The 22839-nt window shown below is 27.9% G+C and carries 23 protein-coding genes; 6 read left to right on the forward strand and 17 right to left on the reverse strand.

Annotation, left to right across the window (positions count from 1 at the left end):
- Positions 1-3: 3 nt before the first annotated feature.
- From queA to ruvA, 3 genes are read right to left on the reverse strand one after another with little or no spacing between them, the layout of a single operon-like run.
- Positions 4-1044 carry a tRNA preQ1(34) S-adenosylmethionine ribosyltransferase-isomerase QueA gene (gene queA, locus HNQ06_RS03340; protein WP_184107536.1) on the reverse strand — a complete coding sequence of 347 codons (1041 nt, stop codon included), beginning with the start codon at positions 1042-1044 and terminating at the stop codon, positions 4-6.
- Positions 1019-2062, reverse strand: a complete 1044-nt coding sequence (gene ruvB / locus HNQ06_RS03345; protein WP_184107537.1) for a Holliday junction branch migration DNA helicase RuvB — start codon at positions 2060-2062, stop codon at positions 1019-1021. The genes queA and ruvB overlap by 26 nt, the downstream gene beginning before the upstream one ends.
- A gap of 41 nt (positions 2063-2103) precedes the next feature.
- A complete protein-coding gene (ruvA, locus tag HNQ06_RS03350; RefSeq protein ID WP_184107538.1) occupies positions 2104-2697 on the reverse strand; it encodes a Holliday junction branch migration protein RuvA in 594 nt (197 codons plus the stop codon).
- A gap of 77 nt (positions 2698-2774) precedes the next feature.
- On the opposite strand from ruvA, the gene HNQ06_RS03355 reads away from it, so the two are divergent.
- Positions 2775-3914, forward strand: a complete 1140-nt coding sequence (locus HNQ06_RS03355) for a PQQ-dependent sugar dehydrogenase (protein WP_184107539.1) — start codon at positions 2775-2777, stop codon at positions 3912-3914.
- A 6-nt stretch (positions 3915-3920) separates the two neighbouring features.
- Here the strand turns inward: HNQ06_RS03355 and HNQ06_RS03360 are convergent, their stop codons facing one another.
- The gene (locus tag HNQ06_RS03360; protein ID WP_184107540.1) at positions 3921-4652 is read right to left on the reverse strand and encodes a YebC/PmpR family DNA-binding transcriptional regulator; all 732 of its coding nucleotides are present in this window, start codon (positions 4650-4652) and stop codon (positions 3921-3923) included.
- Complete coding sequence (locus HNQ06_RS03365; protein WP_184107541.1) at positions 4653-5558, reverse strand: bifunctional 5,10-methylenetetrahydrofolate dehydrogenase/5,10-methenyltetrahydrofolate cyclohydrolase; 906 nt, start codon at positions 5556-5558, stop codon at positions 4653-4655.
- 149 nt (positions 5559-5707) lie between these two features.
- On the opposite strand from HNQ06_RS03365, the gene HNQ06_RS03370 reads away from it, so the two are divergent.
- Together HNQ06_RS03370 and bamB are read left to right on the forward strand one after the other, a co-directional pair.
- Positions 5708-6346 carry a BB0027 family outer member beta-barrel protein gene (locus tag HNQ06_RS03370; RefSeq protein WP_184107542.1) on the forward strand — a complete coding sequence of 213 codons (639 nt, stop codon included), beginning with the start codon at positions 5708-5710 and terminating at the stop codon, positions 6344-6346.
- Between the two features lie 7 nt (positions 6347-6353).
- Positions 6354-7403, forward strand: a complete 1050-nt coding sequence (gene bamB / locus HNQ06_RS03375) for an outer membrane protein assembly factor BamB (protein ID WP_184107543.1) — start codon at positions 6354-6356, stop codon at positions 7401-7403.
- Here bamB and HNQ06_RS03380 read toward each other — a convergent pair.
- Genes HNQ06_RS03380 through lepB (HNQ06_RS03390) form a run of 3 tightly spaced genes read right to left on the reverse strand, consistent with a single transcriptional unit; the run spans position 7389 to position 9427 of the window.
- A complete protein-coding gene (locus tag HNQ06_RS03380; RefSeq protein WP_184107544.1) occupies positions 7389-7820 on the reverse strand; it encodes a DUF188 domain-containing protein in 432 nt (143 codons plus the stop codon). The genes bamB and HNQ06_RS03380 overlap by 15 nt on opposite strands.
- On the reverse strand, positions 7810-8445 hold the full coding sequence (lepB, locus tag HNQ06_RS03385; protein ID WP_184107545.1) for a signal peptidase I: 636 nt from the start codon (positions 8443-8445) through the stop codon (positions 7810-7812). Before lepB (HNQ06_RS03385) ends, HNQ06_RS03380 begins: the two co-directional genes overlap by 11 nt.
- A 1-nt stretch (position 8446) precedes the next feature.
- The gene (gene lepB, locus HNQ06_RS03390; protein WP_184107546.1) at positions 8447-9427 is read right to left on the reverse strand and encodes a signal peptidase I; all 981 of its coding nucleotides are present in this window, start codon (positions 9425-9427) and stop codon (positions 8447-8449) included.
- 70 nt (positions 9428-9497) lie between these two features.
- On the opposite strand from lepB (HNQ06_RS03390), the gene HNQ06_RS03395 reads away from it, so the two are divergent.
- Both HNQ06_RS03395 and smpB read left to right on the forward strand, forming a co-directional pair.
- Positions 9498-10961, forward strand: coding sequence for an SUMF1/EgtB/PvdO family nonheme iron enzyme (locus HNQ06_RS03395; protein WP_184107547.1), 1464 nt, complete (start codon positions 9498-9500; stop codon positions 10959-10961).
- Between the two features lie 11 nt (positions 10962-10972).
- Positions 10973-11425, forward strand: coding sequence for an SsrA-binding protein SmpB (gene smpB, locus HNQ06_RS03400; protein ID WP_184107548.1), 453 nt, complete (start codon positions 10973-10975; stop codon positions 11423-11425).
- 69 nt (positions 11426-11494) lie between these two features.
- Here the strand turns inward: smpB and HNQ06_RS03405 are convergent, their stop codons facing one another.
- The 6 genes from HNQ06_RS03405 to HNQ06_RS03430 form a co-directional block, all read right to left on the reverse strand.
- Positions 11495-12034, reverse strand: coding sequence for a P13 family porin (locus HNQ06_RS03405; RefSeq protein ID WP_184107549.1), 540 nt, complete (start codon positions 12032-12034; stop codon positions 11495-11497).
- A 67-nt stretch (positions 12035-12101) separates the two neighbouring features.
- Entirely contained in the window at positions 12102-13982 is a 1881-nt protein-coding gene (locus tag HNQ06_RS03410) for a DNA topoisomerase IV subunit A (protein WP_184107550.1), read from the reverse strand.
- Positions 13982-15781 carry a DNA topoisomerase IV subunit B gene (locus HNQ06_RS03415; RefSeq protein WP_184107551.1) on the reverse strand — a complete coding sequence of 600 codons (1800 nt, stop codon included), beginning with the start codon at positions 15779-15781 and terminating at the stop codon, positions 13982-13984. Before HNQ06_RS03415 ends, HNQ06_RS03410 begins: the two co-directional genes overlap by 1 nt.
- Before the next feature lie 20 nt (positions 15782-15801).
- Positions 15802-16539 (reverse strand): 1-acyl-sn-glycerol-3-phosphate acyltransferase, encoded by a 738-nt coding sequence (locus HNQ06_RS03420; RefSeq protein ID WP_184107552.1) that lies wholly within the window; start codon positions 16537-16539, stop codon positions 15802-15804.
- Between the two features lie 8 nt (positions 16540-16547).
- Positions 16548-18065 (reverse strand): pallilysin-related adhesin, encoded by a 1518-nt coding sequence (locus HNQ06_RS03425; protein WP_184107553.1) that lies wholly within the window; start codon positions 18063-18065, stop codon positions 16548-16550.
- Positions 18066-18077: 12 nt separating this feature from the next.
- A complete protein-coding gene (locus tag HNQ06_RS03430) occupies positions 18078-19580 on the reverse strand; it encodes a peptidylprolyl isomerase (RefSeq protein WP_184107554.1) in 1503 nt (500 codons plus the stop codon).
- A 190-nt stretch (positions 19581-19770) separates the two neighbouring features.
- Between HNQ06_RS03430 and HNQ06_RS03435 the strand changes: the two genes are divergently transcribed.
- The gene (locus tag HNQ06_RS03435) at positions 19771-20622 is read left to right on the forward strand and encodes a protein-glutamate O-methyltransferase (RefSeq protein ID WP_184107555.1); all 852 of its coding nucleotides are present in this window, start codon (positions 19771-19773) and stop codon (positions 20620-20622) included.
- A gap of 90 nt (positions 20623-20712) precedes the next feature.
- Here the strand turns inward: HNQ06_RS03435 and phoU are convergent, their stop codons facing one another.
- Genes phoU through HNQ06_RS03450 form a run of 3 tightly spaced genes read right to left on the reverse strand, consistent with a single transcriptional unit; the run spans position 20713 to position 22833 of the window.
- Entirely contained in the window at positions 20713-21384 is a 672-nt protein-coding gene (gene phoU / locus HNQ06_RS03440) for a phosphate signaling complex protein PhoU (RefSeq protein WP_184107556.1), read from the reverse strand.
- 10 nt (positions 21385-21394) lie between these two features.
- Positions 21395-22435, reverse strand: coding sequence for a hypothetical protein (locus tag HNQ06_RS03445; protein WP_184107557.1), 1041 nt, complete (start codon positions 22433-22435; stop codon positions 21395-21397).
- Entirely contained in the window at positions 22432-22833 is a 402-nt protein-coding gene (locus tag HNQ06_RS03450; RefSeq protein WP_184107558.1) for a hypothetical protein, read from the reverse strand. Before HNQ06_RS03450 ends, HNQ06_RS03445 begins: the two co-directional genes overlap by 4 nt.
- Between the last annotated feature and the right edge of the window lie 6 nt (positions 22834-22839).

Consider the following 22839-nt stretch of genomic DNA (forward strand, 5'->3'; position numbering starts at 1 on the left):
TATCTATATATGATTTAAAACTAACATAGCATCACCATAAGAAAAAAATTTATAACCTGTATTTATAGCTTCTTCATAAGAACTAAACACAAAATCTTTACCTGCAAATGAAGAGACCAGCATCAAAAGAGTAGACTGTGGTGTGTGGAAATTTGTAAAAAGCATATCAACGAAATTAAAACAATAGTTCTTGCCAGGATAAATAAAAAGATTTGTACTTTGCTGACCTGTTTTAAACTTCTTAAGTTTATTGTCATAAGATGACTCTAAGGCCCTAAGAGTTGTAGTGCCAATTGATAAAATTTTTTTACCAAGAAACTTCACATTCTCCAATCTATTAGCCACATAATCTTTTATTAAAAAAGTTTCAAAATGCATATTGTGTTCTTCGACCTTTTTTGATCTTACGGGAAGAAAAGTGCCAAGCCCCACATGAAGGGTAATAAAATCATATTCAATATTGTTCTTTTCAAAAGCAGAAAATAAATCTCTACTAAAATGCAACCCCGCAGTTGCAGAAGCCGCAGAACCAACATATTTAGAATAAACAGTTTGATACCGATCCTCATCTATTTTGTCATAATCTCTTTTAATATAAGGAGGTATGGGAACAAAGCCATGTTTTTCAAAATAATCTTCTCCAACATCAACATCAAATTTTAAAACAATTTCACTACCATTTTTTGACAAAATCTTGCCTATCAATCCTTCAGGGAATTTGTAAAGATTGCCAACAATTTGTTTTTTGGATTTAGAAACAAGAGCAGTAAACAAATTAGCACCAATTCTATCCAAAATTAAAAATTCAACATTACTGCCTATCTCTGATTCTGCATAAATTCTTGATTTTCTAACTTTTGAGTTATTAAAAACAATAAAAGTGTCACTATTTATATACTTTAAAATATTGTTTACAGAATCTTCATGGTAAATTTTTTGCAATTTAGGATCTAGTACCATTAACCTTGAAGATCCTCTTTTTTCACTTGGATATTGAGCTATTAAAGAATAGGGTAAATTAAAATGAAACTCTTTGGTTTTCATTAAGACCATCCTCTTTCATCTCTAAGTTTAAGTGAAGATACGCAAACTCAGTAGCTTTACGACCTCTGTGAGTTCTACTGATAAATCCTTTCATAATTAAATAAGGCTCATAAAAGTCTTCAAGAGAATCTGCTGTTTCCCCTACAGAAATAGCTAAAGTATCAACACCTACAGGCCCTCCATTAAATTTCAATATTAAACTTCTTAAAATATTTCTATCTTGCTCATCAAGGCCTTCTCCATCAATTCTAAGCATTTCAAGCCCAATTGAAACAATATCACTTGTAATAACCAAACTTCCAGTTACTTGAGCAATATCTCTTATTCGTCTTAGCAATCTATTTGCTATTCGAGGAGTCCCTCTTGAACTTCTTGCAAGAAGAAAAGCAGCATCCTCTTCTATTTCAATATTTAAAATAACAGAATTTCTCTTTATTATCTCAACAAGCTCTATTTCGCTGTAAAGTTCAAATCTTGCAGTAATTCCAAATCTCGCATAAAGTGGAGATGTTACTTTTCCCGGTTTAGTAGTAGCTCCAATCAATGTGAATTTTGGAAGTGGCATTCGAACAGTTCTTGCATTAGCTCCTTGCCCTATTACCCAGTCCAGCTCATAATCTTCCATGGCAATACAAAGCATTTCTTCTATTATTGGTCTGAGTCTATGTATTTCATCAATAAATAAAACGCTCTTCTCATCAAGACCTGTTAAAATTCCAATAATATCTTTGGGTTTATCAAAAGCCGGAGCTGACGTAATCTTAATCGAAGCATTCATCTCAAAGGCAATAATACTTGCAAGAGTAGTTTTCCCAAGACCTGGTGGACCACTTAAAAATACATGGTCTAAGGCTTCATCCCTCTCTTTAGAAGCTCTTATAAAAATACTAAGGGTTTCTTTAACATTAACCTGACCTTTAAAATCTTCAAAAACTTTAGGCCTAAGCTCATTTTCACTCTTATCATATAAATAATTTTCACTAGAGCTTAAAAAACTTATACTATTTTCGTCTTTCATAAACACCCCTAAAAACTATTTTATAACTATAAAACTAACAATTAATTCGATATTCTTTTTAAAACCTCCTTAAATAAAAACTGTTCCTTTTCAGAATCCTTTAAATTTGAAAATTCAGCTAAATTGAAAGCCTCTCTAATCTTACTATTAACAATTTTTCTATCAAATCCCATACTAACAATCGATTCTTCTAATTCTTTAAATCTAAAAAGACCAGTAGATTCAAGCTCACTATTAATCAAAAGCTTGCCTTGAAGATGTAAAAACATTTTACCAGCCATTTTTTTGCCAATGCCTTTGATTTTAGAAACAAGCTCAACATCCTCTCTATCAATAGCCTCCTTAAACTCATTATACCTTATATTGGATAACACTCTTAAAGCGGCCCTTGGCCCTATTCCACTTACTCCAATAAGCCCTTTAAAGATCTCTCTTTCATCTGAATTCAAAAATCCAAAAAGTTTTAATTCATTTTCTCTCGTATAAAGATAAGTAAACAGCTCAACTTTGTCTGACAAATTAAAATTAGCAAGGCAAAATGCACTAACTAAAAGCTCAAATTCAAAAACAGTAGTCATTAAAACCAAACTAGATTCTTTTTTTTCTATAACTTTACCATGAATCTTATTTATCATATAATTAAATTATAAATTATATTACACAGAAACATTCAATTTAAAGCAAAAGCCTTAAGCAAAAAAAAGGACACTAAATGAAAAATCAATTTCTAAATAGCTATTTTCAATTAATTACAACTATTTTCTTAATCTCATCTATAACTATGGCAGCAGAAGAAACAACAAGCACACTAAAAGTTCCAAATGGATTTAAAGTTGAAATTTTTTTAAACAATACAATTGAAAAGCCAAGGGGAATCACAAGCGATCAAGATGGAAACATATTCATAGGATCTGGGAGCACTTTTGCATACTTTGTAGCAAAAAACAAAAAAATTTATACCATAGCAAAAAAATTACAAAAACCTATTGGTATTGCTTATTGGGATAATAAACTCTATATATCTTCTGTAGATAAAATATATGTAGTTGAAAATGTAAAAGAAGAAATTAATAAAAGTATAAAATCAAATAAAGACTATACATGGGAAATGCAAATTTTTTCACTTTTACCAAAAAATAATACCAAAATGCACTCAGGACGCTACATTAAAGTGGATCCTAAAAATAAAAAATTAATAGTAAACATAGGATCCCAACACAATGTTAAAATTCCTCCAAAAAAAGAAGCAATAATCCTTAGCATCGATTTAAAAACAAAAAAAGAAGAAATAATAGCTTTTGGAGTGAGAAACTCAGTTGGGTTTGATTTTCATCCAATTAGTAATGAAATATATTTTAGCGACAATGGCCAAGACGGATTAGGAGACAACATTCCCCCAGATGAAATAAACGTAATAACCGAATATAAAGAACATTTTGGATTTCCCTATATGTTTGGAAAAAACCAAAAAAATTACAATTTCTACGACAAAGCACCCAAAAACACTAAGTTTATCCCATCTATTTATGAACTTCCCGCACATGTAGCTCCACTTGGAATACACTTTTACCAAGGGAATAATTTCCCAAAAGAATATGTAAATAAATTATTCATAGCAGAACATGGCTCGTGGAACAGATCTTCTCCTGTTGGCTACAAAATAACAACATTGGACATTGATTTCAAAACCAAAACGGCAAAAAATTACAAAACTTTTTTATCTGGATTTTTAAAGCCTAATAACTCTAAATTTGGACGCCCTGTTGATATGATCACATATTATGACGGTTCAATTATTTTTACAGATGATTTTGGAAATAAAATATACAGAGTCTACTACGAAAAGATTTAAATAAAACTAACTTAATTCTTCTGGGATTTCTAAATTATGAATTACCTCCTGAACATCATCAAAATCTTCAAGCTTTTCAACAAGAAGAATTATTTTTTCTGCTTGCTCTTTGTTTAAAGAAATTTTATTTTCAGGAATCAAAGCTATCTCTGCCACTTCTTCTTTAAATTTAGTTTTTAAAAAAGATAAAACCTTATCAAAATCATCAGGACTTGTTATAACTTCTGCTTCATTGTTTGAAACTAAAATATCTTCAGCACCAATTTCTAATGCAAATTCCATTATTTCATCCTCAAGATATTTTTCTAAATTGTAAACAATAAGACCCTTTCTGTAAAACATATATGAGACTGAACCTGGAGTGCCAATAGATCCTCCACCTTTTGCAAGAACACTTTTTACATCACTAGAGGTTCTGTTTTTATTGTCCGTTAAGCATTTAATCATTAAAGCAACCCCATAAGGAGCATAAGCCTCATAAGTTATTTCAAAATATTCAACCCCTTCATTACCACCAATACCCTTTTTTATTGCCTTTTCAATATTATCTTTTGGCATATTGGCAACCTTAGCTTTATTAATAGCTACCCTTAGTCTCGGATTAGATTCAATATCCCCACCCCCCATTTTAGCTGCAATAGTTATTTCTCTTATTAGCTTTGTAAAAATTTTATTGCGCTTTGCATCAAGAGCGCCCTTTTTTCTTTTTATTGTTGACCATTTACTGTGACCAGACATTTACACCTCCACCAATTTTTCTAATCGATCTAAAATGTCAAACATCTTATTATTAATCAAATGAGCTTTAATTGTATTAAACATTAACATAAGAACCGTAACAGGACCTATTCCCCCCTTAACAGGAGTAATAAATTTAACACACTCTTTAATATTGTTAAAATCTGTATCGCCTGAGAAAATTTTTCCGTTATCAGTTTCAATTTCAGAAATACCAATATCAATCACATAAGGTTTTCCGCACAACATACTTTTATCTATTAACCTAGGCTTACCAACAGCAGAAATAACAATATCTGCCTGTCTTAAATAAACATCTAAATAAATGCTATTGCTATGACAAGTAATAACAGTTGCATCATAAGGTTTTGATGAGAGCAATATTGAAATAGGCCTTCCTACAAGAGGGCTTCTACCAACCACAACAACGGTTTTTCCCGATGTTTTTATCCCTTCATCTCGCAAAATCTTTAATACAGCAAGAGCTGTACAAGGAATAAATCCTTTTTTATCGCCCAAAATCATTTTTCCTAAATTAACAAAAGATAAGCCATCAACATCTTTTGAATAAACTATGCCATTTAAAATAGAATTTAAATCCATGCCTTTCAAAAGGGGTAATTGAACAATAATTCCATCTGTACTTAAATTTTTATTTTCTCTATCAATTACTTCTAAAATATCGCTTTGAACAGAATTCGTAGAAAATTTAATTACTTCAACATTTAAGCCAATCTCTTTTGCAACCCGACTCTTAATTGAAACATAAAGCTTGCTTGCAGGCTCCTCATTTGCTAAAATAACTTTTAATGCAACTTTATCTCTCAAGCCATGCTGCTTTAAGAATTCTTTGAGCATTAAGTAATACTTATTCGCAAAATCTTTCCCATTAAACACAGTATTCAAAATATGCCCCTTAAACCTAACAAGATTACCTTAATATTATACTTAGATTGTCAATATAAGGAAAGCCAAACGACCAAATTTCAAATTGTAATTAAATTTATTTTCAACTATAATAAACAAGGATAATAATTTTAAAAGAATGGAGAATAATGAGAAAGTATCTTTTTATAACGCTAATTGCAGTCTTGCTAATTGGTGTAAACATAAAAAAAATTACAGCCGCAGTCAATATTGATAGGCATACAAACTCCACTTTAGGCATAGATTTAAGCGTTGGAGTTCCTATTTTTTACAACGATTTATCAAAAGCCTATCCTACTAATTTATATCCAGGAGGTATTGGGGCAATAAAATACCAGTATCATATTTTAAACAATTTAGCAATTGGACTTGAACTAAGATATATGTTTAACTTTGATATTAACCATTCTTTTAACATATTAAATCCAGACTCAAGTGTAGGTAAAATTTTTTATAGCGTACCCATCACATTTTCAATAAATTATATATTTGATATAGGAGAATTATTTCAAATTCCAGTCTTCACAAATATAGGATTTTCTCTTAATACATATGGAGATAGAAACAATAATATTACAAATCTAAGAACTTTTGATGCACTCCCTACAATCTCTTTTGGATCTGGAATTTTATGGAACTTTAACTATAAATGGGCTTTCGGAGCAACAGCATCTTGGTGGATGATGTTTGAATTTGGAAACTCTGCTAAAATGGCGCATTTTGCACTTATATCATTATCAGTTACAGTGAATGTAAATAAATTGTAGGATAAAAATGAAACAAAAATATGAAAACTATTTTAAAAAAAGATTAACTTTAAACCTATTAATATTTTTACTACTAGCATGCTCAAGCGAATCCATATTTTCCCAATTAGGAAATCTGCAAAAAATAAAACATGAATACAATATTTTGGGCAGTTCAAGTCCAAGAGGAATTTCTCTAGTAGGAGAAACTCTCTACATTGCGGCCATGCATTTATTTAAAAAAGAAAACGGCAAGATTGAAAAAATTGATTTGAGCAATTCTTATGAGTTTATAAACGACATTGTAAATATATCTGGGAAAACCTATCTTTTAGCGCAAAACAAACAAGAAGAACTAGAAGTTTGCGAGCTAAATGGAAAAGATTGGGTATTAAAATTTAAAAAACCACTAAAAGCATATAAATTCTTAAAATCCGTGGGAAGAGATGGTGTAAAAAACGCATATATTTTAGCTATAGACAAAAATAATCGTGAGAAAATTTTTGATCTACAAGGAGCTGACAAAACGCCACCACAAGCTACTGAAAATGACAAATTTTTTCAAATATCAAATGAAGACAACTTAATTACAGGAAATTCACTCAAAATATGGCAAATGAATAACAATACATATACAAACATAGACTATCAACAAGCCAAAGAAATAATGCCTATCATTAAAACAAGCATTAGAGGTTCTTCTGAAATTTTAGTAATAACTGGTGGTTATAATAATTTAGATACAAAATTTAAAGTATACTCAAATGCAAATAATTACACAACACCAATATTTATTCAAGACGAAGTAGGCGAATTTAGCAGCTACTTTGCAAGAGAATTTAATGATACAATATTAATCGGAAGTAATAATGGATTTGCAGAATTCACAAAAAATAAAGCAGGAATTTTTGCTCTACAAGCACCTTCAAAATCCGTAGAACCTGGAGCTTATAACGGATCTCAGCTAAGCAAAACGGGCCTTAATGATATTATTCCTGTATCAAACAACACAATTTACATATTAACTCAGGGCAAAGGTTTGTGGAAATTGGAAAACAGAAAATTAACCAAAGAATAAAGAATAAAAATTCGTTATAAATTTATTATATCTAGATTTATTAAAATCTCCATCATAATATTTTTTAATCTTAATTTTCAAATTGAAATTAATCTTAGATCTAAAATATAAATAATTTATATTATTTATATCAAAAATTAGACCTTCATCATTCATAACCTTAACCCCAAGATCTAAAAGGAATTTGGCAAAAAAAATATCTCGGGTAATCACAAGACTGTGTGCATCCGCTAAATTCAAAATAAATGAATCAACATTGTCTACCACCTCCAAGGCAACATTTTCTGTTTTTTCCAGACTTAAAAACTTATTAGAAACTACAATAAGTTTTGATTTATTGTGTAATATAAATTTTTGTAAAAATTTTATTATCTCAAAATTGCAAGAATCAGCATCAACAAAAATTTTACTTAACAATCTTATAGTCCACTACCTTAAAGGCCAAAAAAGAAACAATAGCATTTTTATTAATAGGTCCAAATATTCTAGAATCATTTAAAACACTTAAATTGTCATTTAATAAAAAAAATTCATTTTTTTTCAAAGTAAAACATTTAATCACTTCATCTGTATTAAAAAAATTATTCAACTTGTAATAGCTAACCAAATTACCATTCAAATAAAAAAAATTTGTATCCTTTTTATTTACCAAGACATTTAAACCTCTAACATAAACAGAATCGCCCTGAACAGCTGCTATTCTTGATACTTTATAGCTTGCTCTTTTAAAAATTTTATTTAAAAAAAAGAAATCTTTTATTAAAGTTAACAAAAAATTATTACTTAACCTAAAATCCTCATAAAGAACAATATCATTCATTTTCAAAGGAATAAAAAAAGAAGTTATATGTGTTGCTACAAAAAATAAACTAGCATTTCTTGTTATTGTTGGGAGCATCTCATTGCTTTTAATCATAAAAATTTGCAAAACAAACTTTGTGAAAAAAAAATTTAAAATTAAAAATGTTAAAACATATTTTAAAAAAACTTTTCTTTGCTTTTTCCTTAAAAGCCTTTGTTCGAAAGTTAAATATGGGGCCACTTTAAATAAATCCTACTCTAGAAAATGGAAGATATATTATCAAGGTTCTTCCAAGCACTTTATTCTTATTGATTACTCCAAAAAACCGACCATCATGAGAATTGTCTCTATTGTCTCCAATCGGCAAAACATACCCATCAGGAACATAAATTCCATAATCCCTTATTATAGCTTTTTCCATATAATAATCAACATAGGGCATAAAAGCAGATAAATACTTATACTCCAATCTTTCAAACTCAAACCTATCAATTACTCTAACATCAAAAAATGAGAAATCGGGGGTGCTAGTTAAATTTATATTTAGCTGACTTAGAGCAACAAACATAGCAAAATCACCATAAATCTCATAGTCCTCATTTGCCACAATTTTTTTTATTTTAAAATTTTTATCAACCAAATCCCAATAAGAATCTTCTACAATAAAATTCTCTTCTCCCTCTCTTTTAATATAAGCTTTACCGTTATTAAATCTAACAATTTTACCATCTGCAAACAAACCTCTTTTTACAAGAAACCTAACACTAGGATTGCCATATTCATCTCTATCAAGATCAACAAAAGACAGCGTCAACATGTAAAGTATTCTTTGAAAGATATCAAAAAAAACACCCTTTGATTTATACTCTGGATTTTCAAAAATAATAATATCGGATTCTTCTGGAGCTTTAAAACCATTAATCTTAAACAGCCCCGGTAAAAGCTCAGGACCGTAAGAAAATTTATCTACAAATAAAAAATCCCCTATTTGAAGAGTATTTTCCATTGACCCTGATGGTATTTTATAAGCTTGAACAAAATATTGATTTATTACCAATACAAAAATTGCTGCTGCTACAAAATCAAATAAAAAGTTAAGCAAAAAACCCCGTTTCTTTGCCCTTAATTTGCAAAAATATTTCTTTCTTTTTCTATATGTCAAATATTTTTCAACAATGTGTACCAAAAAAGATGCAAATTTATCCAATCTTCTTAAATACATAATCTAACCTCAAGAATTAAATCATACAAAATATTGACACTTATTTAAATACTTTTCTATACTTTAAAAGATGAAAGAAGTCCACGAAAATTCAAATATTGAGCTTTTTGAAGTTAAATTAAAGCCAATTCTAGGAATAGCACCCAAGGTTTACGTATTTCTTACAACAATAATACTACTTTTAAGTTTAATATCAATTTTAATAATCATACCTAAGTTTAAAAATCCAGGAGCATATTTAAAAATAAATTCCAATATTGCAAACACTTACATATATTTAAACGAAAAATATATCGGCAGAACTCCACTTAACAAATATATAAATGCCACTGAAGGAATTATTAGAGCAAAGAGGATGGGATTTAAAACATACGAACAAAAGATGAAAATTCACAACAAATTTTTTGGAAGCTACAATTTGCAAATAAATTTAGAACTGGTTGATCCTGAAAAGATAATTAAACAAAGACAAAAAGAGCTCTCTATCATGGTGAAAATAAAAAATACTAATGAAAATACAAAACTAATTCCTGTTTTTTCATTAATATCTAGTGAACTCAAAGAGCATCCTAAATACATTAAAAAATTTTTAAAAAATTCCATACCTTACTTAAATTCAATCGAAATGTTTAAAGATTTTTTAGATTCATATAAAGTCGTATATTCAATAGACCAAAACAATAGTAATCAAGAAGAAATATGGAACTCTTTGAAAACAAATTTTGATTTAGAAAATAGAGCTATCTTTTGGTTTTTAGAAAATTTAGATAAAGATTTAAAAATACTAACAAAAAATGAACCTTGGGTTAAAACATTAGCCAAAACTCTAGACAATGAAAATATTCAATTAATTTCTAAAAATGAAAAAATCAATATAAAATTACCTGGATTTAAAAAAATAAATTCAAATAAAATCGAAAAAATTCAAAATTATGAATTAGATTCAAAAAATATTTCACTAAAATCTACCTATAGTATAAAAGAATTTCTTATTCAAGAACAAAATGTTACAAAATACGAGTATCAAGATTTTTTAAAAGAAAATCCAAAATGGGCATTAAATAATAAAGAAAATTTAATTAAAGAACAACTTGTAGATGAAAATTATCTTAAAAATTTTAATCAAATAGGCTTAAATGAAGCCATCACAGGAATATCTTATTTCTCAGCAATAGAATACGCCAACTGGTACTCTAAAAAACTTCCCACAGGATTCAAAGCAAGACTGCCCATATCACAAGAATGGGAATTATACCAAAAAGAACCAAACAAAAACCCATTAAATATTAATGAAATATCAAAAAAAGTTGGATTTTGGAATTTAATGCAAAATTCATCCTTTAATGATATCGCAATATTCAAAAATGAAAAAAATTTTTATAACGAAAATTCAAATTTTTACTCATTGATAACAGAAATTAGGACATACTCCCATCAAAATAATAATTTACTCAATCCATCAACTAAAGCTTCTTTTTTGAAAAATTGGAGTTCTCCAAACATTGGGTTTAGGTTGATTGTATCAAAGGAATAAAAGGAATAGATTTGAACACAAACACTTTGCTTATTGAAAACAAAAAAGCAAAATTTAACTACTTTATTGAAGAGAAAATAAGTTGTGGAATAGTACTAAAAGGAACTGAAGTGAAATCAATAAAGGCAAAAAAATTATCATTTAACAATAGCTTTGCAAGCATAAAAAAAGAAGAATTATGGCTTGAAAACTTGCACGTATCAAAATATAAAGAAGGGAATATCTTCAATCATGATGAATTAAGACCCAGAAAACTTTTAATCAAAAAAAAGGAATTACAAAGGCTAAAAAAATTTAAAGAAAAAGAAGGATATACTTTAATTCCTATTAGCTTTTATTTAAAAAAATCAATAATTAAAGTAGAAGTTGGAATATGTAAAGGAAAAAAATTGTATGATAAAAGAGAAATACTAAAACAAAAAAGCATAAAAAAAGATCTTAGTAGAGAAATAAAATACAAATAAAAGCTCTTTTAATTACAATGAGCAATCACAATACAAAATTGCAATCACTCATTTTTGTAATAAATAAAATTAATAGCTTTTTTTGAAAGACAGTTCAAACCCAAGAGTACTTGCTTGACTCATAGCAATATCAAAACTAGGCTCAAATCCTCCTAAAGCTACATTAAGGCTATTTTTTAACTTCCTATTATAACTATTAGCAAATGTAAATGGAAGAATAATTTCTGTCAATCTTGTCACAGCCATAGTAACCACACCTGCTAACATAACTCCCTTACCCCAAGTCCATTGAAAAGCAGCTTTTTTGGCATTAATATCAAGAGCTTTGATATCTAAATAAGCTCCCGTAAGTATCAGCCCTATACCAACCGCATCAAATCCAAGAATAAGAGAACCTCCAAGAATATCTCCTTGAGCAAAGGAGCCTATTCCAAACCCTAAAAAAAGGTTCAATAAAAATGGTACAATAGGATCTTGCTTGCTAGTTTCATAAACCAAAAGTTTTTCTCCAGCACTCATACCAAACGAACCACTTTTAGAATCATCAGCTTGAGCAAAGCTAGAAAAAACACAAAAGGTTGCCAAAACTAAAATTAAAAATTTATTCATAAAAACCCCTTTATTAAAACTGGTACTATGGTAGCATATTAATTAAATTTAAAAAAGGTTTTTAAAACTATTTAAATTTAACTTTTTTCAAATTGTTGTTTGAAATTCGCTTACCAATAGAGCTTCTTGATTTTACTATAAAATTAGCAATTTCAATTCTTTTAACAATGTCTTTATTTGTCGAAAATTCTACAAATTTGGGATTCAATGAAAAATCAATAAATTCATCATTTTCTCCTAAAAATTCATAAACTTTATCTGTAATAAATTTATCTATTTTAAACCTTTTAACATAATAAAAATTGTCAAGTTTGTTAAGATAAATTATTGAAAATATTTGCTCTTTTGAATTATTTATATCATAAACTAAAGCACATACATTCTTTTTATCTATAAATGTCTTGTCCTCAATATTTTTAAGAACATAACTATTTTCCCTAAAAACCAATATTTTATCATAATAACTAGCATTTCCAATAAATTCACCATCAAAAAGACTAGTTCCTACAAAACCTTCTGCCAAGTTTAAATAAACTTTCATATTCTTTGTAGCTATTTCTTTTACATTCTTTGATTTGATCAAAGAAATTTCAGTCTTTCTTTGATGCTCTTTAGAATACTTTGCAAGCAATAAATCAATAAAGTTTATTGAATATCCTCTTATTGAAGAAATATTGCTATTTATACTCTTTAATTCTTTATTTAAAATTTTAATATCCTTGGAATTCTTATCAATATCAAAAAGACTTATTTTTCTAATTGGAATCTTAAGCAAATTTTCAACATCTTCTTTCAAAACTTCCCTTGAAAAAGATTCTTTATACCTTAAAACCTCTGACAATATTATACTTACAATATTTTCTTCTTTAGAAATTGTTTCAAGAAGTTTATAAATCTTTTTTTCAATAAAAATTTGCTCCAATGTTTTATAAAATATTTTTTCAAGAATCTTGCTTTTCTGCAATTCAAGTTCCATTTTTAAAACTTTTTGAAGATGAGCTGCATGAAACTTGATAAGATCTTTAATAGTATAAACAACAGGATATCTCTCGCTAAGCAACAATAAATTAACAGAAATTGATATCTGACAATTTGTATAATGATAGAGCTTTTCAATTACTTCACTTGCATAAACACCTCGAGGCAAAGATAGCTCTATGGCCACATTTTCAGCAGTAAAGTCATTAATGCTTGAAACTTTAATATAATTTTTTCTAATTGCTTTCTCAATCGAAGATATCAAGCTCTCAGTAGTTTCACCAAAAGGCAATTCCCTTATTACAATTGTTTTTTCATCTATAGTTTCAATTTTAGCTCTAACTAAAACTTTACCGTTACCATCAGCGTATTCATTAACATCAACTATTCCTCCCGTTGGAAAATCAGGATAAATATCGTAACTCTCTCCAAGAAGCTCGCTCTTTACTGCATTTAAAATCTCATTAAAATTGTGAGGCAATATTTTAGCTGCCATTCCAACAGCAATCCCTTCACTCCCCTGAATTAAAATAACAGGAATTTTTGCGGGATAAAGCAAAGGTTCATTATTTCTTCCATCATAAGAAGATTCATAAATTGTTATCTCTTTGCTGTAAAGAACATCAAAAGCCAAAGGGGTTAATCTACATTCAATATACCTAGAAGCAGAAGCAGGATCACCTGTAAACAAATTACCAAAATTGCCCTGCTTTTCAATAAATAAATCCTTGTTAGCAATATTAACAAGAGCCTCATAAATTGACGTATCACCGTGAGGATGGTATTTCATTGTATTACCAACAACATTTGCAACTTTATGAAAGTTGCCATCATGCATTTCAAAAAGAGAATGTATAATTCTCCTTTGAACTGGCTTAAACCCATCAACAACACTAGCAATAGCACGATCTTTAATAACATAAGATGAATATTGCAAAAAATTATCTTTAAGTACAGTTCTAATATCCATTAAATCAAATTCTCCATAATAAAATTCCGCCTTTCAGGAGTGTTCTGCCCCATATAAAAACCCAATTTATCTTTTATTTCTTTAATATTAAAAAGGTCCACTTTTGTAAGCTTAATGCTATTAATATCAATAAAACCTTTAAATTCATTTGGAGAAATTTCACCAAGGCCTTTAAACCTTGTTACTTCACATCCCCCCTTAAGCTCAAGAATAGCTTTTTGTTTTTCTTCCTCAGAATAACAATAGATCGTGATTTTTTTGTTCCTAACCCTAAAAAGAGGAGTTTCTAAAATATACATATGCCCATTTAAAATTAAATCTTCAAAAAAAGTCAAGAAAAAAGTTAACAACAAATTTCTAATATGAAATCCATCAAAATCTGCATCGGTTGCTATTACAACCTTATTGTACCTTAAATTTTCAATTGATTCTTCAATGCCAAGAGCCACCATCATATTATAAAGCTCTTCATTTTTATATATCTCAGATTTATTTTTTTCAAACATATTTTGAGGTTTTCCCCTAAGAGAAAATATAGCCTGAGTATAAACATCCCTACAAGACACCATTGAACCTGTTGCAGAATCCCCTTCTGTTAAAAAGATCATGGTTTGTTCTGACTGCTTACTGCTGTCGTTAAAATGAAATTTGCAATCCTTAAGTTTAGGGATTTTAAAAGATATTTTTTTTGCTCTCTCTCTTGCTTCTTTTCTTACACTACTTAATTCTTTTCTGAGTCGTTCATTGTCAACTACTTTTTTCTCAATCAATTTTGCAAGTATTTTATCTTTATATAAAATTTCAGAAATTATCTTCTGCACTTCTTTTGCAACATTGCCTCTAGTTTCAATATTCCCAAGCTTATTCTTAGTTTGACTTTCAAATATTGGATCTTTAATTTTAACAGAAAGAGTTGCAACAAGCCCCTCCCTAATATCTGTTGAGGAATATGTTTTTTTAAGAAAATCGTTAATAGCTCTTACAAAGCCTTCTCTAAAACCAGTCTGATGGGTGCCTCCATCGTTGGTATATTGCCCATTAACAAATGAAAAATAAGTCTCCCCATAATTACTTGTATGGGAAAAAGCAAATTCTAAGGTTTTACTAGAATAGTAAACAACATCATAAAGCAAATCATCACTTTTAATTTCTGAATTCAAAAAATCTAAAAGACCATTTTTAGATTCAAAAATTTGATCATTATAGTTTATTACAAGTCCCTTATTCAAACAAGCATAATGGAAAAATCTTCTTTTGAGAAAATCTTCACTGTAAGAATATTTTCCAAATATTTCTGAATCTGCTAAAAACTCAACATAAGTACCATCTTTATCAGAAGATTTTATTTCTCTAGATTCCAATAATTTTCCCTTAGAAAACAAAGCCTCAAAAGATTTGCCATTTCTTGTTGATCTTACTAGAAATTTTGAACTTAAGGCATTAACTGCCTTAGTTCCAACCCCATTAAGCCCCACAGAAAATTGAAAAACATCATCATTATACTTGGCTCCAGTGTTAATAATTGAAACACTCTCAATAACTTTTCCAAGAGGAATTCCTCTTCCATAATCCCTAATAGAAATAAGATTATCTTCTTTTTTTATAAAAATTTCATTTCCGTAACCCATAATAAACTCATCAATTGAATTGTCTATTATCTCTTTAATTAAAACATAAATACCATCATCAATATTAGAGCCATCTCCCAAACGTCCAATATACATACCAGATCTTAATCTAATATGTTCAAGAGAAGATAGAGTGATTATTTTACTTTCATCATAATTTTGAGTCTTCATCTAAATCCTTGCTTTACAAATTAAATTTTAATAGTTTCAAGCTTTTTAACTATTTGATCTCTAATAATACTAGCGAGATTCTCTTTTTCATACTCACTTAATTTTAAAATATCTATCAAAGGATGGACATGAATATAAACAGATAGACCAGAATTAAAAATAATATTTTTAATAAAAAAGTTATTAGTATTATAAAGAGTAACAGGAAGAATTGATGTTCCTGTCTTTAATGCCATCTTAATTGAACCTTTTTTAAAAACCTTAGTATCCCCCCCTCTATTTCTAGTCCCTTCAGGGAAAATTCCAATAGATCTGCCCTCTCTCATAACCCTTATTGCCTTAGCTTCAGCAGCAGCGGCAGATCTTATGCTCTTTCTATTAACAAAAATAACACCCATAACAATCAAAACAATATTCACAAAAGGAACCCTAAGCAAAGAATGTTTTGCCAATATTACAAATGGACTGGCAAAAGTATAAATAAAAATTAAAGGATCCATAGCTGCAATATGATTTCCCATTATTATTACATTGCTTTTTTTAGGAATATTCTCAGAACCCGTAACAATAATTTTAATCCCAGCAAGCCATAAGCTAATCTTAATGCAAGCTCGCATCATAATGAAACTAAGTCTAACAACATAACGCTCAAGTAAAAAAATTTTACAAACCAAGTAAAAAGGAAATAAAAAAAAAATTAAAATTAATAAAAACAATAAAACATTAAAATAAGTTATAATACTTCTCAATATTTTCATAAAAACTATTATCCTATTTTTTCTATTCGCTCAAGCTTTAATTTTTGCCCTTTAACTAAGCTTACATCATCTTTCAAAATTTTAATAGGATTCAAAATGATTGTAGAAAATTTTTGCTTTTGAACAACTCTTTCGTTATGTTCAAGAAAAAAAGATTCTACAAGCTTGTAACTACCCATGTCAATCTCATATTCAAGAACAAAATTATTTTTTAAAGGGAAAATATTAAAAATGCCATAATAAATTTTATTCTCATCAATATAAGTTAAATGGGGATAAGAAAAGTCATAAATTTTGTCCTTATACACGTAATTTCCACTAGGAATAAAATAAATATCATTACTCCTTTTTTTAACATTTAAGACATTCTCATCAAATCTCTTAAATGCGCCCGAAAATCCACTATTATCATAAGAATTCGTACTAGTGTCAATTTTGATTTCAATGTTTTCTTTATCTACAATTTTTATCCAAAAGTTGTAAACTATCAAATCTGAAAAAAGAGACTTTGCGCTAACATTAAGTGTATTGTAAGCGGGTTTTGAAATATATTCAATCTTTGCAACTTCTTGAGAATTTTTTCTAAAAAGATTAATCTCGCTTGATTGCCTTTCAAAAGACAAGAATAAAACTTCGTCAATATCTTTGTCATGCTTTTTATTATAGTCATGAACATCATACCAAACTCCATGCAAAAATTTATAAACTTCATCTTTGCTTAAATTCTTTAAAGTTTTATAAATATTATTATCAATTTTACCAACTTTTTCACTCACAGAAGAAAGATAATATCTACCCTGAACATGAGAATATTCATATTTTTCAATCTTGCTAATTATTAAATCCTCCCCCACTTTTTCATATTTTTCTAAAGAAATAGGATAGCTTTCTCTTGATCTGTTTTCTTCATAGGCTGAAGACCTTGCATACTTATTGATAAGAACAGTGCCATTAACTTTGTCAAAAAATATAGGCTTGTAAGAAGACACATCATTTAAAACAGACTTTTGAAAAACGTACAAAACAGATTTATCTTTTAAAAATCCCTGAACAACTATATTAAAATCATAATCACCTGTAATATCCTCAAGATACATGTTATAAGAATTTTTTGGATCAATATCTATTTGGGTTTTAAAAAGAATCGTTCCAACTTTACTTTTAGGATCAAATCCAACAATAAACAAATACGCATTAAGATTTGAAAAATTTTGAGCTAAAACCACCTGTTCAAAATACACATCTAAATTTAAATTTTCCTGCTGAACTGCAAGAATTTTATAACCTTTTAAATCTATAATATCCCCAAAAAAATCTTCCATTTTATTAACTTCTAAAACATTAGAATTCGGATTATCGATTCTGGAAGAAGATTTTACATCTTTGTTAAAAACAATAAAATCTTTGCTTACTTTAGAGCAAGCAAGCAATGTAAAAAAAAAGAATAAAAACAAAAATTTATAAAACCGAATTAATTCTTTATCCTTACTCAGAGCAATTACACTAACAGCCAAAACCTTTGTCATAACATTTATTTCTTAATTTTGACTAAAGTTTTGCAAAGCAAAAAACGACTCATTAAAATTATTAACAAAATCTTTTTTATTCAGTAAAAAATCTGTAATCAGCCCGCTATTTGCAATGTTAAAATTGTCAAGAAGTTTTTCATTTTTGATCTCTTCTTTGAGCCGATTAGATCTTTTTTTAGCTGAATTGAGAAAAAATAAATAAACTTTTTTATTTGCCACAAAAGGCTTAGACCAAGAATTTTCTTTTAATCCAAAAATAACATCATAAAAAGACTTGCTATTATTAAACTCAACTAACTCCTTTAGAGTATTTGGGTAAATATTAATATTATAAGACAAATTAACAATTTCTTCTTTTAAGCTAAGCTGATACTTTTCAAGAACTTGGCTTAAACTACTAAATTTAACATCACCAAGAAAATCAGATAGCTTATTTTCCAAATAACCTTCAATAACGCTTGGTTCATAAGTTTCAATGTAATTTTTAACAGAACTAATATCACGATCTGAATTTTTATCAAAATCATGAACATTACTAAATGCCTTATATATTTGATATTCATTTTTATTTTTAATCTTAATAGGCTTGCTAAATTCACCTTCACTTAAAGAAAAAATGGAATTTAGATCTTCTTTCTTTTCAACATTAAGATCTAAATCAAAATAATACTTATCCAAAGAAACAACGCCTTTGAAATTAGCTATATCATCTGAATAAAGCTTAGCAAGCTCTTCAAATGGAGTTTTGTTTAATAGCTTATCGTAAGCGGTCCGAGCATCATTCATATTTTTAAAACGAATAGACGCAAGCGATAAACGTTTGAATAAATTTAAATTTTTCTCAGCATAAGATATTACCTCTTTATTAGAAAAATCCTGATAGGAAAGAGAAAGATATGAAATATGCCTTTCTACAGTGCTCATATCTTTAATCAGATCAAAAATAGAATCGGGAAATATCAAATTACTATTTAAAAAAATTTTCACATTAGAAAACAATATATTTTCTACCATCTCATCATAAATTTTAACTTTTTGATAATCAGAAGCTTTATTATATCTTTTAGAACTGAAATTTCCACTAGAGTCTAAATATTCTGGAGATCTAAGTAAATTTTTATTCAGCATTTCCTTAGAAATATAAAAATTATATTTTTTTATTAAGTCCAAAAAAGCAACATCCTCAACATATTTCATAAATGCCAAATACCAGGCATTATAATCTGTATTAATATTTTTAGCATTACCCTGCAATCTAGAATAAAGATTTGAATAATAATTAACATACTTGGCAAACTTACTATCTTTTTTATAGTAAATAGGTTGACCTTTATAAGAACCAAATTTTAAACCAGATGAATCAGCATTATCAAATATCCCCGGAAGTAAAGGTGCAATAATAAATCCGAAAACAATTAAAATAAGAGCAAAAATACCCCACATACCAACTTTTTTTTCTTTAGATTCAAGCACAACTAAATCATTTTTGACTTTTCTACTTCTTTTTCGCATAAAACAACCTTTAATAAGTAAGCATACTAATAATAATTTAACTACTAAATTATCACAATTGAAAAATTATTGCAATTGAAATATCTAACTTAAGCTATACGCTTAAATATTATAGAACTAAAAAAATTTTACATTTCTAGTATAAAAACGAATCGCTTTGGATAAAAAAGGAGAATGAAATCAAAAGTATATGAATATGAATCAAAACAAATTCAACCTCAATATAAATATAACTAAGGACGAACTTTTAAGATTAATAAAAATAGTTTATAACAACTTTGGAATCAATCTCAGCGAAAAAAAAAAGCTGCTAATTGAAAGCAGATTATCATCTCTTCTTAAAGTTAAAGGTTTTAAAAATTTTACTGAATACATCGACTTTTTAGAAAAAAGCACTGGAAATATTCAATTAATCGAATTAATAGACAAAATATCAACAAATCATACCTATTTTTTCAGGGAATCTAAACATTTTGATTTTTTAAATAATAAAATATTGCCTAAACTTACTGAAAAAATATTAAACTCAGAAAACTCAGAAATTAGAATATGGTCAGCTGGCTGCTCAAGTGGTGAAGAGCCTTATACAATTGCAATGATACTAAAAGAATACATGGAACATAATAAAGTAGATTTTAAAGTCAAAATCTTAGCAACAGACATTTCAATTAGCGTTCTAAATGAAGCTCGTGAAGGGATTTATCCTGAAGATCGCATAATAAATTTGCCCAAATATTTAAAAATTAAATATTTAAATCAACTTCAAGATGATAAATTCCAAGTTAAAGAAATTTTAAAAAAAATGGTTTACTTTAAAAAATTAAACTTAATGGATGAGAAATTTCCATTTAGCAAAAAATTTGACCTAATATTTTGCAGAAATGTCATGATCTATTTTGATGAAAAAACCAGAAACAACCTTGCCAATAAATTCAACTCATATCTTAAAAAGGATTCTTATCTTTTAATTGGACATTCAGAAACAATCAGAGGAAACAAAAATCTTGAATACGTAATGCCTGCCACCTATAAAAAGAATTAATGCTCAAGAGCATTAATTCTTTTTATAATAAATTTCCTATTATGTAAAATGTAAAATTTATTTGACTTTAAAGGTCTAAGAATACTGCTGCTAAGTTAAGTTTACTTTTTCACCTATTCTAATAAAATAGAGCAATTCACCAATCGTTGCTACATGATCACCTACTCTTTCTAAAAAACTATTCAAAAATAATATATTTAAAAGATAATCCAAATTTTCAGGATTTTTTTTCATAGCATCAATAACAATACTTTTCTGCTTTGAAAATAATTTATCTATTATATTGTCATACTTAACTATCTTTAATATTTTGGTAAAATCTCCATCAAAATATGCGTCAAAAATATCAGACAACATTTCTTTAGCTGTATCGGCCATTTCTCTTAAAGGTTTAAAATATAAATTAAGAAAATTAAAATCATCCAAATCTGATTCAAGAAGAAGAACAACCTTTACAATCTTAGTGGCATGATCTGCAATCCTTTCAAGAGAGCTTATTATTTTAATAATTGCTAAAATTTCTCTAAGCTCTGTAGCAACAGGATGCTCAGTCGCAATTATTCTTCCGCACAAATCTTCAATATCGTACTGATAATCATCTATTATTTTTTCATCTTCATTGATTATTTTTTTAGCTAAATTTTTATCTTTAGATTCTAAAGCTATTAAAGAATCATCAATAATCTTAAGCACACATTCTTTCATATCCCAAAGATAATCTTTTATTATTTCAAGTTGTTTAGTAAGCTTTCTCCTTATCATATTATATCTCCTAAAAAAACCGCTTTAAAAATAAATATCTTATCTTGGCTCTCTCATAATAATAACTAAAAGGGTAATTATCAATAACTAATTTATAGTAATGCAAAGCCTTTAAAAAATCTTTATACTTGCTCTCAGACTCATAAAGTTTTCCCAACAAATAACTATATTTGTCTGAAAAGCTTGAATTAATATACTTAGGAAAGTAAAGAGAGCTAAAATTTAAAGCAAACTCATGCTCTCCCCTTGTTACTAAGAATTCAAAGATCTCAAGATAAATACTCTCAGAAAAATCAACATTCTTTTCAACTAAATATCTAGCGTTCTCTAAAACCTCTTCTTTAATATTTAATTCTATACCAAGCTTAATTAGATCAAAAACAATGCTTTGAAAATATTTGCTCTTCAATTTCAAATAATTTTCATAAGATTTTAAATAATCCCCATTTTTATAATGAATTTCCGCCTTCAAGAAAATATATTTATCATCATTGAAATTATACTTATTAAGCAAATTTATTGCCCCTTTGTAATCATTTATGTAAGATAAATTTAAAGCCCTGACAATAATCTCTTTAGAGGTCATCCCATTAATGCTATCCCTTCCAAGTTCAAGATTATTAACACTTTCAATGTTATTGTTCTTGCCAGAGACAGCACTACCACTATGTGGAATTGCAACTTCAAGCTTCTTTGTAATTTTCAAGACAATTATTTTATTAAATTCACTTGAATCTTTAACATTTTGATAACTGAAAACCAATTTAATTTGGCCTTCTTTTTTAAAAGTTTGAAAAGTAAAAACAACACCGTTATCATAAGATTCTCCAATTAACTTAATAAAAGATTCATTTTCAATGCTTTTGATATAAATCCAAGACTCCTCTTTAAAAGAAAGCCTAAACTTTGAATTGGTATTTACATTAATATCTACCTCTCTACTACTAAAATCAAGCTCGTATGAATCGCCTTGATTTATAAAAGCTGGCTTAGAGCAAACTTCAAAAACAATAAATAGCAAACTTATATAAATCAAATATTTTCTAATCATTTGGAAATTTCTAAAATCTTATCTATTAATTTTTCATTCTCCTTCTCAATATCAAAGTTAAATAAATTTTCCTTTTTAATCCAAAGATCCTTGAAAAAATTTTCATCAAGAAACTTATTTTTAATCAGCCCATCAACAACTAAATTTTTATTTAAATTTTCATTTAAAAAATCAGGCCTTGGAATAAAAAAATCATCCATATTAAGACATTCATTTAAATCAAAATAAAAATCTTCCATATCAACTAATTTAACCTTGGCGTCTAAATTGTCTTCAACAGACTTTTGAGATTTCTCTAACATTTGAGTTGAATAGAAATAAGTAATGCCTGAAACAATAAAAATCAAAAATATTAAAATTAAAAAATATTTTCTAAAACTAAACTTTCTATCTTGCATGTTAAT

The organism is Borreliella lanei (assembly GCF_014205895.1).
Lineage (GTDB): Bacteria > Spirochaetota > Spirochaetia > Borreliales > Borreliaceae > Borreliella > Borreliella lanei.

Excerpts from the sequence above, each read along its gene's own strand:
- queA (WP_184107536.1), bottom strand. The coding sequence starts at position 1,044 with ATGAAAACCAAAGAGTTTCATTTTAATTTACCCTATTCTTTAATAGCT.
- ruvB (WP_184107537.1), bottom strand. The coding sequence starts at position 2,062 with ATGAAAGACGAAAATAGTATAAGTTTTTTAAGCTCTAGTGAAAATTAT.
- ruvA (WP_184107538.1), bottom strand. The coding sequence starts at position 2,697 with ATGATAAATAAGATTCATGGTAAAGTTATAGAAAAAAAAGAATCTAGT.
- HNQ06_RS03355 (WP_184107539.1), top strand. The coding sequence starts at position 2,775 with ATGAAAAATCAATTTCTAAATAGCTATTTTCAATTAATTACAACTATT.
- HNQ06_RS03360 (WP_184107540.1), bottom strand. The coding sequence starts at position 4,652 with ATGTCTGGTCACAGTAAATGGTCAACAATAAAAAGAAAAAAGGGCGCT.
- HNQ06_RS03370 (WP_184107542.1), top strand. The coding sequence starts at position 5,708 with ATGAGAAAGTATCTTTTTATAACGCTAATTGCAGTCTTGCTAATTGGT.
- bamB (WP_184107543.1), top strand. The coding sequence starts at position 6,354 with ATGAAACAAAAATATGAAAACTATTTTAAAAAAAGATTAACTTTAAAC.
- lepB (WP_184107546.1), bottom strand. The coding sequence starts at position 9,427 with ATGTATTTAAGAAGATTGGATAAATTTGCATCTTTTTTGGTACACATT.
- HNQ06_RS03395 (WP_184107547.1), top strand. The coding sequence starts at position 9,498 with ATGAAAGAAGTCCACGAAAATTCAAATATTGAGCTTTTTGAAGTTAAA.
- HNQ06_RS03405 (WP_184107549.1), bottom strand. The coding sequence starts at position 12,034 with ATGAATAAATTTTTAATTTTAGTTTTGGCAACCTTTTGTGTTTTTTCT.
- HNQ06_RS03410 (WP_184107550.1), bottom strand. The coding sequence starts at position 13,982 with ATGGATATTAGAACTGTACTTAAAGATAATTTTTTGCAATATTCATCT.
- HNQ06_RS03415 (WP_184107551.1), bottom strand. The coding sequence starts at position 15,781 with ATGAAGACTCAAAATTATGATGAAAGTAAAATAATCACTCTATCTTCT.
- HNQ06_RS03420 (WP_184107552.1), bottom strand. The coding sequence starts at position 16,539 with ATGAAAATATTGAGAAGTATTATAACTTATTTTAATGTTTTATTGTTT.
- HNQ06_RS03425 (WP_184107553.1), bottom strand. The coding sequence starts at position 18,065 with ATGACAAAGGTTTTGGCTGTTAGTGTAATTGCTCTGAGTAAGGATAAA.
- HNQ06_RS03430 (WP_184107554.1), bottom strand. The coding sequence starts at position 19,580 with ATGCGAAAAAGAAGTAGAAAAGTCAAAAATGATTTAGTTGTGCTTGAA.
- HNQ06_RS03435 (WP_184107555.1), top strand. The coding sequence starts at position 19,771 with ATGAATATGAATCAAAACAAATTCAACCTCAATATAAATATAACTAAG.
- phoU (WP_184107556.1), bottom strand. The coding sequence starts at position 21,384 with ATGATAAGGAGAAAGCTTACTAAACAACTTGAAATAATAAAAGATTAT.
- HNQ06_RS03445 (WP_184107557.1), bottom strand. The coding sequence starts at position 22,435 with ATGATTAGAAAATATTTGATTTATATAAGTTTGCTATTTATTGTTTTT.
- HNQ06_RS03450 (WP_184107558.1), bottom strand. The coding sequence starts at position 22,833 with ATGCAAGATAGAAAGTTTAGTTTTAGAAAATATTTTTTAATTTTAATA.